This window comes from Rhizobacter sp. P3_C12, from assembly GCF_056402735.1.
In genome coordinates this window covers 40451-52878 of the sequence record NZ_JBFUGW010000011.1, presented here as the reverse complement: position 1 = coordinate 52878, position 12428 = coordinate 40451, and the positions used below count along the sequence as shown (strand labels likewise).

At 71.3% G+C, this 12428-nt stretch carries 13 protein-coding genes; 1 reads left to right on the top strand and 12 read right to left on the bottom strand.

Translation table 11 applies throughout. The annotated features are described in order from the left end of the window. On the bottom strand, positions 1-276 hold a 276-nt coding region (locus AC1DXV_RS03980), incomplete at its 3' end, for a DUF2946 family protein (protein ID WP_477932581.1). A gap of 98 nt (positions 277-374) precedes the next feature. Here AC1DXV_RS03980 and ruvB point away from each other — a divergent pair. After that, a complete protein-coding gene (gene ruvB, locus AC1DXV_RS03975) occupies positions 375-1430 on the top strand; it encodes a Holliday junction branch migration DNA helicase RuvB (protein ID WP_477870258.1) in 1056 nt (351 codons plus the stop codon). A 29-nt stretch (positions 1431-1459) separates the two neighbouring features. On the opposite strand, the gene AC1DXV_RS03970 is transcribed toward ruvB, so the two are convergent. From AC1DXV_RS03970 to AC1DXV_RS03920, 11 genes are all read right to left on the bottom strand, one after another. Then, complete coding sequence (locus AC1DXV_RS03970) at positions 1460-1864, bottom strand: hypothetical protein (protein ID WP_477932579.1); 405 nt, start codon at positions 1862-1864, stop codon at positions 1460-1462. A 66-nt stretch (positions 1865-1930) separates the two neighbouring features. Continuing rightward, entirely contained in the window at positions 1931-2782 is an 852-nt protein-coding gene (locus tag AC1DXV_RS03965) for a helix-turn-helix domain-containing protein (RefSeq protein WP_477932577.1), read from the bottom strand. Further along, positions 2775-3554, bottom strand: coding sequence for an acetoacetate decarboxylase family protein (locus AC1DXV_RS03960; protein WP_477872916.1), 780 nt, complete (start codon positions 3552-3554; stop codon positions 2775-2777). Before AC1DXV_RS03960 ends, AC1DXV_RS03965 begins: the two co-directional genes overlap by 8 nt. 68 nt (positions 3555-3622) lie before the next feature. Continuing rightward, on the bottom strand, positions 3623-4726 hold the full coding sequence (locus tag AC1DXV_RS03955) for a sterol desaturase family protein (RefSeq protein ID WP_477932575.1): 1104 nt from the start codon (positions 4724-4726) through the stop codon (positions 3623-3625). 66 nt (positions 4727-4792) lie between these two features. After that, positions 4793-5899 (bottom strand): DSD1 family PLP-dependent enzyme, encoded by a 1107-nt coding sequence (locus AC1DXV_RS03950; RefSeq protein WP_477932573.1) that lies wholly within the window; start codon positions 5897-5899, stop codon positions 4793-4795. Next, positions 5896-6585 (bottom strand): histidine phosphatase family protein, encoded by a 690-nt coding sequence (locus AC1DXV_RS03945; RefSeq protein ID WP_477872538.1) that lies wholly within the window; start codon positions 6583-6585, stop codon positions 5896-5898. Before AC1DXV_RS03945 ends, AC1DXV_RS03950 begins: the two co-directional genes overlap by 4 nt. Positions 6586-6663: 78 nt before the next feature. Further along, positions 6664-7302, bottom strand: coding sequence for a YbhB/YbcL family Raf kinase inhibitor-like protein (locus AC1DXV_RS03940; protein WP_477872540.1), 639 nt, complete (start codon positions 7300-7302; stop codon positions 6664-6666). A gap of 12 nt (positions 7303-7314) precedes the next feature. Then, on the bottom strand, positions 7315-7638 hold the full coding sequence (locus AC1DXV_RS03935; RefSeq protein ID WP_477932571.1) for a DUF1840 domain-containing protein: 324 nt from the start codon (positions 7636-7638) through the stop codon (positions 7315-7317). Then, the gene (locus AC1DXV_RS03930) at positions 7635-8888 is read right to left on the bottom strand and encodes a class I SAM-dependent methyltransferase (RefSeq protein WP_477932569.1); all 1254 of its coding nucleotides are present in this window, start codon (positions 8886-8888) and stop codon (positions 7635-7637) included. The genes AC1DXV_RS03935 and AC1DXV_RS03930 overlap by 4 nt, the downstream gene beginning before the upstream one ends. Before the next feature lie 120 nt (positions 8889-9008). Then, positions 9009-11117: a putative bifunctional diguanylate cyclase/phosphodiesterase gene (locus AC1DXV_RS03925; protein ID WP_477932567.1), complete on the bottom strand. Its 2109-nt coding sequence runs from the start codon at positions 11115-11117 to the stop codon at positions 9009-9011. Next, positions 11114-12415 (bottom strand): cyclic di-GMP phosphodiesterase, encoded by a 1302-nt coding sequence (locus AC1DXV_RS03920; protein WP_477932565.1) that lies wholly within the window; start codon positions 12413-12415, stop codon positions 11114-11116. The genes AC1DXV_RS03925 and AC1DXV_RS03920 overlap by 4 nt, the downstream gene beginning before the upstream one ends. Positions 12416-12428: the final 13 nt, after the last annotated feature.

Genomic DNA, 12428 nt, shown 5'->3' with positions numbered 1-12428 from the left:
GACCGGGCCGGGCTGCGGCGCCGCGAGCGCCAGCACCGCCGACAGCGCGCAATGCTCGCTGCCATGCGCCCCGGCGTGGTCGGCGGGCGCCGGCTTCGGCTCGCCGCTGTCGTCGAGCGCGACGGTGGCGACCCCGTAGACCGTGCAGACCTCGACCAGCGTCTTGCCCTGCATCTGCGCCGACATACCCGCCAGCATCGGCACCGCGGCTTTCAGCAGCAGCGCCAGCGCAAAGGCCCAGACGGCCCATCGCGATGCAGGATGGCGGGAGGTCATGGTCCGATTGTGCCGCAGCCGTCCGGACGGCCTCTGCACATTTCCTGCACACCGGGTGAGCAAACGCAAGCGTTCGCCGGCGCCGTCGATAATGCGACATGGCCATCCAGACCGACGATTTCGGCAGCCTGCCACCGCGCGTGGTCAGTGCTGCGCCCAGCTCGCCCAACGAAGAGGCGATCGAACGGGCGCTGCGCCCGAAGGGCCTGGCCGAGTACGTGGGCCAGGCCAAGGTCCGCGAGCAGCTGGAGATCTTCATCAGCGCGGCCCGCATGCGCGGCGAGGCGATGGACCACGTGCTGCTGTTCGGCCCGCCCGGCCTCGGCAAGACCACGCTGAGCCACATCATCGCCAACGAGCTCGGCGTGAACCTGCGCCAGACCTCGGGCCCGGTGCTCGAGAAGCCGAAGGACCTGGCGGCGATCCTGACCAACCTCGAGAAGAACGACGTGCTCTTCATCGACGAGATCCACCGGCTGAGCCCGGTCGTCGAGGAAATCCTGTACCCGGCGCTGGAGGACTACCAGATCGACATCATGATCGGCGAGGGCCCGGCCGCCCGCTCGATCAAGCTCGACCTGCAGCCGTTCACGCTGGTCGGCGCCACCACGCGCGCCGGCATGCTGACCAACCCGCTGCGCGACCGCTTCGGCATCGTCTCGCGGCTGGAGTTCTACAGCGCCGACGAACTCGCGCGCATCGTGCACCGCTCGGCCGGGCTGCTGAACGTGCCGACCGATGCCGAGGGCGCGTTCGAGATCGCCCGCCGCTCGCGCGGCACGCCGCGCATCGCGAACCGGCTGCTGCGGCGCGTGCGCGACTACGCCGACGTGAAGGGCGACGGCCGCATCTCGAAGGCGCTGGCCGACAAGGCGCTCGCGATGCTCGACGTCGACCCGCAGGGCTTCGACGTGATGGACCGCAAGCTGCTCGAGGCGGTGATCCACCGCTTCGACGGCGGCCCGGTCGGCCTGGACAACGTGGCCGCGGCGATCGGCGAGGAACGCGAGACCATCGAGGACGTGATCGAGCCCTACCTGATCCAGCAGGGCTACCTGCAGCGCACGCCGCGCGGCCGGGTCGCGACGCTGGCGGCCTTCCGGCACCTGGGCGTGACGCCGACGCGGGCCGCGAGCGACCTGTTCGACAACTGAGCTGCCGCTGGGGCCGCTGCCCCGTCAGCTCAGATCAGGTCCTCGACCACCAGCCAGTGGTAGCGCTCGGCCAGCCGGGCATCGAAGCGCTTGACGACCTCGGCGACGCGCTCGGCGTGCGCCGTGTCGGGCGCGTACACCAGCAGCCAGCCGCAGCCTTCGCCGGCGAGCTGCTGGTAGCGGCGCATCAGCGTCACCTCGTAGCCGAAACCGGCCAGCTGGCTCGCGTGGCCGAGCATGTGCTGCATCTGCGCGCCTTCTTCCTCGGCGGTGATGAACATCACGTCATCGTCGTCGAAGCCGGCATCGAAGAGGGCCTGCATCGCCTGCCGCGCGAGCTCGTCGCTCGGCAGCGCGACGACCACGTGGCCGACCGGTTTGAATGCGCCCAGCGAGTGGGGCCGGGCACCCTTGGTCATCCGCTTGACTGACATCGCATCACCCTCCAGACGGGCCCCGATGAAGGACCTGCAGGAAGTCTAGACCTCGCCGGCCGGGCGTCAATGCGAGGTCGCCTGGGGGCCCGCGAAGGGGGGCCGGGCCGCCTGCACGAGCGCGCCGGGCGTGTAGCCGAAGTGGCGGCTGAACCAGCGCGTCAGGTGCGCCTGGTCGGCGAAACCGCAGGCCTGCGCCGCCTGCGCGATCGATGCGCCGTCGAGCAGCAGCCGGCGGGCGCGGGCCATGCGGGCGGCGCGCAGGTAGTCGCCGGGGCTCAGTCCCAGCCAGCGGGTCGCGACGCGGTGGAAATGTTCGCGGCTGAGCGCGCAGTCGCGGGCGAGTTCGTCGATCGCGAGCATGTGCTCGCCGGTGGCCGCCGCCGCGGCCCGCTGCAGTGCGGCCAGCACCTGGCGCGCCGCACGGCCCGGGGGATCCGGATCGCCCGGCAGCAGCGACCGGCCATCGGCCAGCGCCGCCGCCGCGCGGCTCAGCCAGGCCGCTGCGCCGGCGCTGTCGCGGTCGTTGTCGCACAAGCCCTGCGCTTCGGCGGCCAGCGCGGGCATCGGCCCACACGCACTGCCCCGCGGCATCGCCACGCCCAGCGCCGCCAGCCACGCCAGCGGGGCATAGACCATCACGACGCGCGTGTCGCCACCCTCGCCCGCATCGAGCCCGCAGGTGTGCACGGCACCCGGCGCGATCGCCAGCAGGTCGCCCGCCGACGCGGTGTGCCGGCGCCCGCCCAGGCTGAAGCGGCAGCGGCCGGCCAGCACCGCGCCGATCGACCATTCCTCATGCCAGTGCGGCGCCCATTCCTGCCCCGGCCGGTGGTGCATCACCTGCTCGAGCGCCGGCTGGCCGTCGACATGCCAGCGCCGCACGCTCGAATGCCGCGGCAGGCCGGGCTCAGGCATCGCGCGCCCCGATGACCGTCAGGCCGCACCAGCCGGCGCTCGCATCGCCGGGCTGCAGGTCGCCGAGCAGCGAGAGCTCCTCGAGAGGGTGCTCGAACACCCGCAGCGACGCGCTGGCCGCATGCCAGCCGCTCGTGGTGGGCTGGGCGATGTCGGCGCGCAGCAGGCGCAGCTCGGGCGGGCGCGCCGGCTCGCGCAGGTCGGGGAAGCCGACGACGCCGACGGTCGGCATCGCGAGGAAGCCGAGCGGCCGGCCCGGCGCGCCGGTCAGGCAGGCTTCGGCCTCGATCAGGCGGCGGTCCTTCACCGCCAGGCTCGCGCCGAGCCGCGTGCCGGCGCGCAGCGGCGCGGCGGCCGGGTGATCGAGCGGCAGGCTGCGCGTGAGCCAGGTGCTGCCCATCTTCTTCGGCCAGCCCTGCAGCAGGCCGCGCAGCATCGAGACATCCTGGTCGACCCAGATCGCCGGGCAGATGCCGCAGCGGCTGCCGTCGGCGCGTTCGATCTCCAGCACGACGATGGTCTCGCGGTACTGCGCCTGCACCGGGTCGAGCAGCTCGCTGCCGTCGGTGGTGGCCTGCCAGTCGGCGAAGTGAACGCAACCCTGGCCCGTCGTGCGGCCGATCGAAGGGGGCAGCAGATCGGCACCGCGCGCGGCATCGAAGCCGAAGGCGATGTTCAGCAGCCAGCCGGCGTAGTGCCAGGGCGGTGCGGCGACCAGCGCGCTGCGGCCGGAGGCGGTGTAGGGCGGCGTGAAACCGGGGCTGGTGAACATGGCGGCATTCTGCGTTCAGGGCCTGCCATGCTGCCGGGGCGGATTCGCGGCGTCTTGAACGCCAGTGATCACCGCGGCTGCGCGACCTGCCGTGCCGCCGGCCACCGCACCCCGTGCTCCGACACCCAGCCGACCGCCCACAAGCCGAGCAGGATCCCCGCCGCGGCCCCGGCCTGCACGGCGCCCGGCATCCGGTGCGCATTCCACAGGAAGACGCTGGTCGCGCCGAGCAGCACCAGGAACAGCCCGCCGGCGACGAGCGCCGCCGCGCGCGAGCGGTGCGGGTCGTACTTGCGGCGCGCGGCGATGTCGAAGGCCGGCTTCGGGAAGCGCTCGGCCACATCGGCCGGCCGCCAGCCCGGCGGCTCGATCCACACCCGCAGCTTGTCGCGCCAGCGCCGTGCATGCCAGGCATCCTGGGCGATGTCCCAGTAGACGTGCAGGTTGGCCCACAGCGGGTTCCAGCTCGCGAGCGGCGTGCGCGTGCCGTAGACGCAGGGCTCGGCATCGTCTTCCTCGATGAAGCTGCCGAACAGCCGGTCCCAGACGATCAGGATGCCGCCGTAGTTCTTGTCGAGGTACCGGTCGTTGACGGCATGGTGCACCCGGTGGTTGCTGGGCGCGCAGAACCAGCGGTCGAACCAGCCGAGCCGGCCGATCTGCTGCGTGTGCACCCAGTACTGGTAGAGCAGGTCGATCAGCGCGACGACGCCGAACACCAGCGGCGGGAAGCCCGCCACCGCCATCGGCAGGTAGAAGATCCAGCCGAACAGCCAGCCGGTGCTGGTCTGGCGCAGCGCGGTCGACAGGTTGTACTCCTCGCTCTGGTGGTGCACCGCGTGCGCGGCCCACAGCACCGCGACGGTGTGGCCGAGGCGGTGGTGCCAGTAGTAGCAGAAGTCGTAGACCAGCAGGCCGGCGCCCCAGACCCAGACCGCGTCCTGCGGCAGCGGGTGCAGCGCGAGCGTCTCGAAAGCGAGCGCGTAGAGCCCGACCATCAACAGCTTGCTGAACACGTTGAGCACCTGGCTCATGATCCCCAGGCCGATGCTGTTCAGCGCATCGGCCGTCACGTAGGTGTTGCGGCGGCGAACGACGCCGACCGCGAACTCGATGGCGATCAGCAGCAGGAACAGCGGCGTCGCGAGGACGATGATCTGTGAATCCGTCATCCGGCGATGGTGCGCCGCCGCGCGGGCCGCGACCACGGGAGTTTCACCGCCCCGCGCGGCGTCAGATCAGACCAGGCAGCCCCGCGCGTCCACCGGCCACAGCCCTTCGACGACGCCGTCGGCCAGCCCACCGCGCACCGCGACATAGCGGTCGTGCAGGTTGACCGTCGGATCGCAATGCCCCGGTACCAGCCACACGGTGTCGCCCAGCGCCGGCAGCGCATCGCGCCCCGGGTGCAGGATGCCGTGCTCGTCGCCGCCGTTGGCGAACACCAGGTCGCGCTGCCAGGTGCGCGGCAGGCCGCTGTCGATCGCATGCGATTTGTGGCCGGCGTCGACCACCGCATGCGACGCGCCGCGGCTCACCACCTGGCTCTTGACGAACAGCGCATGCTCGAACACCGGCGCGCCCGGCGTCGGCTGGTTGTCGGCGTAGTCTCGGTCCATGAACAGGTAGCTGCCGGCCTGCAGCTCGCCGTACAGGCCGCTGGCCGCCTCCAGCGCGAAGCTGCCGCTGCCGGCGCCGGTGACCAGCGGGCACGCGATGCCGGCCCCGGTGACCGAGGCCTGCGCCGCGCGCACCAGCGCCACCGCATGGCGGATCGCCGCCGCACGTTCGTCGGCGGAGCGCAGGTGCTGGGCCTTGCCGTGGTAGGCCTGCAGCCCGGCGAGGCGCAGGCCGTGCGACACCACCTGGTGCGCGAGCGCGCCGGCCGCTGTGGGTGCGACGCCGCAGCGGCCCTGCCCGACGTCGATCTCGACGAACACCTCGAGTGAGGTGCCGGCCGCCTTCAGCGCGAGCGCGAGGCGGTCGATGCCGAGGGATGAATCGACCGCGATCGCGAGCCGGATGCGGCCGGCCAAGGCCGCCACGCGCGCGAGCTTGGCCGCATCGACGATCTCGTTGCTGATGTAGATGTCGCCGACGCCGCCGGCCGCCAGTGCCTCGGCCTCCGACAGCTTCTGCACGCACACGCCGACCGCGCCGGCCGCGACCTGCAGCGCGGCGATGCGGGCGCTCTTGTGCATCTTCGCGTGCGGGCGCAGCTTCAGGCGATGCTCGCGGGCGAACGCGGCCATGCGCGCCAGGTTGCGCTCCATCGCGTCGAGGTCGATCACCAGCGCCGGTGTCGGCACGGCCGCGACCGGATCGCCGACGCGCGGCTGCATCATGCCGCGTGCCCGACGCGGTCGGTGGCGGCCAGGCCGGTCGCGTTGCCGGGGTCGTCGAGCGACGGGCCGTCCAACCCATCGAAATGGTGCGTGTCGTTCCAGCCGACCAGCGTGAAGCCCTCGGGCGTGTAGAGCAACCGGTTGATGCTGGCGTTGCCGAGCTGCCAGGAGCGCGGCGCCTGCAGGTCGATGCGGGCCGCGGCGCGGTACAGGCAGTCCATCACGCCGCCGTGCGCGACGATCGCGATGCTGCTGCCGAGGTGGGCCTCGGCCAGCCGCGTCACCGCGCCGACGCAGCGGGCGGACAGCTGCTGCAGGTTCTCGCCGCCTTCGGGGCCGTAGTCGGGATCGCGCCGGCGCCAGCGCAGGCTCTGCTCGGGCCAGCGGGCCTCGATCTCGGCGAAGGTCCAGCCTTCGAAGATGCCGAAGCTGCGCTCGCGCAGGCCGGCGTCGGCATGCACCGGCAGCCCGTGCGGCCGCGCGACCGCCTGCGCGGTCTCGAACGCGCGCTGCAGGTCGCTCGCGAACACGATGTCGACCTGCTCGTGCGCCAGCGCGGCGCCCAGCCGGCCGGCCTGCCAGCGGCCCTTGTCATTCAGCGGAATGTCGGTGTGGCCCTGGATGCGGCCATCGACATTCCAGGCGGTCTCGCCGTGGCGGATCGCGAGGATTCGAGTGAGCTGCATATCAGCCGGCGCCGAGCCGCCTCAAGGCGGCTGATCGCCCTCTCGGGGGGCAGGAGCGAAGCGACGTGGGGGTTGTCATCAAATCAGTCGGCGATTGAGGGTGTAGGTGCCGGAATGCGTGGCTTCCGCCAGCACGTGCCGGGCGATCGCCTCGCGCGCCTGCGCGCCGCTGAACACGCCGTCGACCGGCGTGCGCGCCACGTCGAGCGCGTACAGCGTGAACACGTAGTGGTGCACCAGCGAATCGTTGAACGGCGGGAACGGGCCGTCGTAGCCGAAGTACTGCCCCGCCATCTCGGCATTGCCGGCGAACCAGCCGGTGTAGTCGTTCAGGCCGTGCCGCGCGCCGTGCAGCGCCTGCGGGCCCGGCTTGCCGCGCGCGCTGAAGCCGCGGCTGAACTCGCCCTCGGCGATCGCCGAGAGGCCGGCCGGCAGGTCGACCATCACCCAATGGAAGAAGTCGACGCGCGGCAGGTCGCTCGGCACCTCGCGGTCGGCCTGGTTCACGTCGTCGCCGCGGCTCGGCACGTCGAAGTCGTGGCAGATCAGCGCGAGCGATTGCGTGCCCTGCGGCACCTCGCTCCATGCCAGGTGCGGGTTCAGGTTGTCGGAAAAAACGACACCCGAAGCGACGCCCGTCGCACCCTCCAGCCGCCCGGCTGCATAGCGCGCCGGAATCCGGTCGCCGTTGATCCAGCTGTCGCTCCACAGTTTCATCGCTGCTCCTCCTCAGACACCCCAGGTGATGCCGGCATCGGCCGGTTGCGAACGCTTCATCATCTCGACCAGCGGCCAGGCGCGCTGGCGCAGGCCCACGCCCTCGGCGGGCGGCAGCTTCCTGCCTTCGGCGGCCGCCTCCTGCTCGGCCTGCTGGCGCGCCGCCTCGTCCTGCGCGATCGCGGCTTCGAGCGCCGCGATGGCCGCCGGCATCTGCGCCGGCTCGATGATGCCCGTCGCACCCGGCGCCTTGCCGATCAGGCGCAGCACCTGGTCGCCGTTCGGGCCCATCATGATCACGTCGCCGGCCGCCTTCGATTTGAACTTGTAGATCATCGGTACATGTACTCGCGGTTGAACGGGAATTCGGATTGTGCGCCGCGCATCGGCCCGCGCGCCGGGTTGCCGTCCGGCCGCGCGGCCAGCATCTGGAACAGCGAGATCCAGCCCTGCTCGAAGCACATCGCGCTGCCGGCCAGGTAGAGCCGGTAGGCGCGCACCACCGATTCGCCGGTCAGCTCGCGCGCGCGCTCGAGCTGGTGCTCCAGCGCCGCGCTCCAGGCCCACAGCGTGCGCGCGTAGTGCGGGCGCAGGTTCTCGGCGTCCACCGGCTCGAGCTGCGATTCGCTCATCACCTTCAGCACGTGCGAGACATGCAGCAGCTCGCCGCCGGGGAAGATGTAGCGCTCGATGAAGTCGCCCATGCCGGCGCCCAGCTGCTCGTTGCGCGTGCTGCCGGCGGTGATGCCGTGGTTCATCAGCAGGCCGCCCGGCTTCAGCAGCCGGCGGATCTTGTCGAAGTAGGCCGGCAGCTGCCCGTGGCCGACGTGCTCGAACATGCCGACCGAGGCGATCTTGTCGAACGGCGCGTCCTCCGGCAGCTCGCGGTAGTCGCGCAGCTCCATCGTGACCCGCCCGCCCAGCCCGCTGCGCTCGATCAGCCCGTTGACGTGCGCATGCTGGTTCTTCGACAGCGTGATGCCATGCGCCCGCACGCCGTAGTGCTGCGCGGCCCACATCAGCAGCCCGCCCCAGCCGGCACCGATGTCGAGGAAGCGTTCGCCCTCGCGCAGCATCAGCTTGCGGCAGATGTGGTCGAGCTTGGCCTCCTGCGCCTTCGCGAGCGACAGGCTGCCTTCGCGGAAGTAGGCGCAGGAATAGACCTTGAGCGGGTCCAGCCACAGCGCGTAGAAGTCGTCCGAGACGTCGTAGTGGAACTGGACCTGCTGCGCATCCGATTCGGTGCTGTGGCGTGCCCGCGAGCGCGCGGCCCGCGTGATGTTGCGCCACCACGCGAGCGGCGCACCGTTCGGCTCGGACTTCGTCGGGTCGTCGTCGATCAGCTGCGCGGCGATGGCCATCAGGTCGCGCACGGTGCCGTCGAAATCGAGCCGGCCCTCGACATAGTCCTGCGCGACCCGGCCGACCTGGCCGCCGGCGATGTGCACCAGCGGCGCCAGCTCGTTGAGCCGTATCGTCACGGTGGGCCGCGCATGGCCGAGCCGCTGTCCACCGGGCAGCACCACCGCCATCGGGACGCCCAGCGCTTCGACGCGCTCCTCCAGCATTCGCTCCAGTGGATTCATCGGGAACCTCCAACGATCCCGCGAAAATAAGGCAAAACCGCAAACCGGGGCGCGGCGTACGGCTTTTGCCGGGGGCTCGGGAAGGGATGTCGGACGATGTCCGACCGTGTCGAGGGGCTGTCAGMCGCCGACCGGGTGCACCAATCGCACGGTGCGGGCCGGCGCCGTGCGGTTCACGCGGCCTTCGAAGCTGCCGTGGTCGAGGGCCGGCGCGAACAGGAAGCCCTGGAACTCGTCGCAGCCGGCGTCGAGCAGGAACTGCCGCTGCGGCTCGGTTTCGACCCCTTCGGCGATCACGCGCAGGTTCAGCGCGCGGCCGAGCTGGATGATGGCGTTGACGATCGCGACATCGCTGGTGTCGTCGGGCAGGTTCTTGATGAAGCTGCGGTCGATCTTCAGCCGCGCGATCGGGAAGCGCTTCAGGTAGCCCAGGCTCGAGTAGCCGGTGCCGAAGTCGTCGATCGCCATCTGCACGCCCAGCTGCTGCAGCGCCTGCAGGCGCTGCAGCGCGCCGGCCGCGTCGTGGATCAGGATCGATTCGGTGAGCTCCAGCTCGAGCAGCCGGGCCGGCAGGTTCGCGCCCTTCAGCGCGCCGGCCACGCGGTCGATGAAGTCGGGCTGGCGGAACTGCAGCGCCGAGACGTTGACCGACACCGGCATCTCCAGCCCGTTGGCGCGCCACGCGGCGGCCTGCCGCACCGCCTGCGACAGCACCCAGTCGCCGATCGGGATGATGAAGCCGCTCTCCTCGGCCACCGGGATGAACTCGCCCGGCGAGACCTCGCCGAGCACCGGGTCGCGCCAGCGGATCAGCGCCTCGGCGCCGATCACCTGGCCGCTCTTCAGGTCGATCTGCGGCTGGTAGTGCAGCCGGAACTGGCCGCTCACCAGCGCCTGGCGCATCGCGTGGTCGATCCGCATCGGCGAGTTGTCCACGCGCTGGCCGGCATCGCCGCGCGGCTGGTGGAAGCGGAAGCTCGCGCGCCCGGCTTCCTTCACGTGGTGCATCGCCGCATCGGCGCGGCGCAGCAGGTCGTCGGCGCTGTCGCCGTCGGCGGGGCTCATGGCGATGCCGATGCTGCAGGTGACGGTGAAGCTGACGGCGTCGAGCGTGAACGGGCGGGCCATCGCGTCGATCACGCGCCGCGCGGTGGCTTCGGCCGCGGTGGCGTCGGCCTGGTGCACCAGCAGCACGAACTCGTCGCCGCCCTGGCGCGCCACGGTGTCGACGTTGCGCAGGCAATCCTTGATGCGGTCGGTGACCTCCAGCAGCACGCGGTCGCCGACCCCGAGGCCGAGCGTGTCGTTGATCTGCTTGAAGCGGTCGAGGTTCAGCACCATCAGCGCGAACGGGTTGCCGCCGCGCTGCGCCATCGCGAGCGCGAACTCGATGCGGTCGGCCAGCAGGCGGCGGTTCGGCAGGCCGGTCAGCGCATCGGTGTGCGACAGCTCCTCGATGCGCGCGCTGGCGGCGAGCTTCTCGGTGATGTCGCGGAACGAGAACACGCGGCCGATCGGGTGGCCGCGCGTGCACTGCGGCAGCGTCAGCCGCTCCAGCACGCGGCCCGAATGCAGCGTGAAGACGTCGCTGGTCTGCAGCATCGTCGCCTCGTGGATCGCGGCGAGCCGGCGCTCGTAGTCGGCCCCGTCGACGACGCTTGCGCGCATCCAGTCGCGCACCGCCTCGTCGTCGCGCCGGGCCAGCACCTCCTCGGGCAGGGCCCACAGGCCGGCGAAACGGTGGTTGAAGCTGCGGATGTGGCCCGACAGGTCGGTCACCAGGATGCCGTCGGCGGTGGACTCGAGCGTCGCGCGCAGCTCGGCCAGGCGGGTCTCGAGCTCTTCTTCGGCGGCGCGCTGCGCGCTGCGGTCGCGGCAGGTCACGAGGAACAGGTCGGCGCCGATGCGGCTCACGCGGCGCGTCACCGGCAGCAGGCGGCCGCTCGCGTGGCGCACCAGCGTGTCGGAGACGATGTCGTCGACGACGCCGGTCGACGCCTCGCTCCAGAACACCAGGTCTTCAGGCGTCGCGCACAGGTCGGTGGCACCGCGCCCGCGCAGCGACGCGGCCTCGACACCGAACAGCTCGGCCGCCGCGGCATTGACCGAGCGGATCCGCAGGCTGCCGGCGTCGACCAGCCACACCGCCTCGAGCAGGCCATCCAGCAGTCCGTCAGGCAAGCCGTCGATCGAAGCGTCGAGGCCCCGCGCCGGCTCGCCGACCGTCATGCAACGGCCTCGGCGTCCGCGGTCTCGGGCACCTGCTCCGGCTCGAAGAAATAGGCCACGCGGGCGCGCGGCGACAGGTAGATCAGCGATGCCGTCGGCAGCTGCTGCGGCTTCAGGCTGCGGCGGATGCCCAGGCGCGGCGTCTGCTCCAGGTCGAGCATCAGCGCTTCGTCGCGCGGCACCTTCGGGTCGTGCACCAGCACGCGCGGCTTCAGCGGCCGGGTCGAATTGACCGACACCACCATCGCGTAGCGGTCGTCGGTGAGCTGCACCGTCGAGCCGGGCGGGTAGACGCCCATCATGCGGATGAAGGCGCCGAGGATCGCGGTGTCGAACTTGGCCTTGCTCTGCGCGAACAGCGTGGACAGCGCCTCGTGCGGCGTCAGCGCGCGCGACGGCACGTGCGGATTGCACAGGTTGTCGTAGCGGTTCACCAGCGAGACGATGCGCGCCGCCGTCGTCATGCGGTCGCTGTTGAGCTTGAGCGGAAAGCCGCTGCCGTCGGCATGTTCGTGGTGCTGCGCGATCACGAGCGCGGCGCCCGGCTGCAGCTCCATCTTCCTGGCCAGCGCGACGCCGTGCGTCACGTGCTCCTGGTAGAACTGCGTCTCGGCGTTCGTGAAGTGCTCTTCGCGGTGGCGCACGCGGTCGGGCAGCTCGATCTTGCCGATGTCGTGCAGCATCGCGCCGACGCCCAGGTCCATCATCTCGGCCTGCGACAGCCCGAAGGTCTTGCCCATCAGCAGCGAGATCACGGCCACGTTGACCGAATGCATCGACGCCTTGTCGCCGATGCCGTCGCTCAGCAGGCGGATGCACAAATCTTGCGCCGACAGCATCTTGTCGACGAAGGCGCGGCTCAGCGCCTCGGTGTTCTCGCGGGCTTGCTGCGGCTTGGTCAGCACCAGCTCGAGCGTCATGCGGCAGGCCTTGGTGGCCTCGGCGAACTGGCGCTCGCAGACGGCGAGCGATGCGCGCTCGGCCGCCAGGGCTTCGCGCAGCCGGCGGCGCTCGGCGACTTCGGGGGGTTCGGCGGGGGCGGCCGGCGCCGCAACGGGTGCCTGCGCGGCCGGCGTCTCGGCCGGCGGCGTGGCAACGGGCGGCGGATCGCTCTTGTCCGGGCTCCAGCGCACGCGCGGCAACCCGAGGCTGCGGATCGTCGCGATCTGGTCCGGCGTCGTCAGCTTGAAGCTGCTGAGCGGGAACGGGTGCGCCATCCAGCCCACGTCGAGATGAACGAACATCCCGACGCGCAGTTCCTGGACATCGATGACCAATGGGGAGATGGCTTCTTTCATGCGAATGGCGGGC

Bases quoted from the DNA above. Each gene is read 5' to 3' on its own strand.
- AC1DXV_RS03945 (WP_477872538.1), bottom strand. From the start codon at position 6,585: ATGCAGCTCACTCGAATCCTCGCGATCCGCCACGGCGAGACCGCCTGG.
- AC1DXV_RS03965 (WP_477932577.1), bottom strand. From the start codon at position 2,782: ATGCCTGAGCCCGGCCTGCCGCGGCATTCGAGCGTGCGGCGCTGGCAT.
- AC1DXV_RS03940 (WP_477872540.1), bottom strand. From the start codon at position 7,302: ATGAAACTGTGGAGCGACAGCTGGATCAACGGCGACCGGATTCCGGCG.
- AC1DXV_RS03955 (WP_477932575.1), bottom strand. From the start codon at position 4,726: ATGACGGATTCACAGATCATCGTCCTCGCGACGCCGCTGTTCCTGCTG.
- AC1DXV_RS03935 (WP_477932571.1), bottom strand. From the start codon at position 7,638: ATGATCTACAAGTTCAAATCGAAGGCGGCCGGCGACGTGATCATGATG.
- AC1DXV_RS03960 (WP_477872916.1), bottom strand. From the start codon at position 3,554: ATGTTCACCAGCCCCGGTTTCACGCCGCCCTACACCGCCTCCGGCCGC.
- AC1DXV_RS03930 (WP_477932569.1), bottom strand. From the start codon at position 8,888: ATGAATCCACTGGAGCGAATGCTGGAGGAGCGCGTCGAAGCGCTGGGC.
- AC1DXV_RS03950 (WP_477932573.1), bottom strand. From the start codon at position 5,899: ATGATGCAGCCGCGCGTCGGCGATCCGGTCGCGGCCGTGCCGACACCG.
- ruvB (WP_477870258.1), top strand. From the start codon at position 375: ATGGCCATCCAGACCGACGATTTCGGCAGCCTGCCACCGCGCGTGGTC.
- AC1DXV_RS03970 (WP_477932579.1), bottom strand. From the start codon at position 1,864: ATGTCAGTCAAGCGGATGACCAAGGGTGCCCGGCCCCACTCGCTGGGC.
- AC1DXV_RS03920 (WP_477932565.1), bottom strand. From the start codon at position 12,415: ATGAAAGAAGCCATCTCCCCATTGGTCATCGATGTCCAGGAACTGCGC.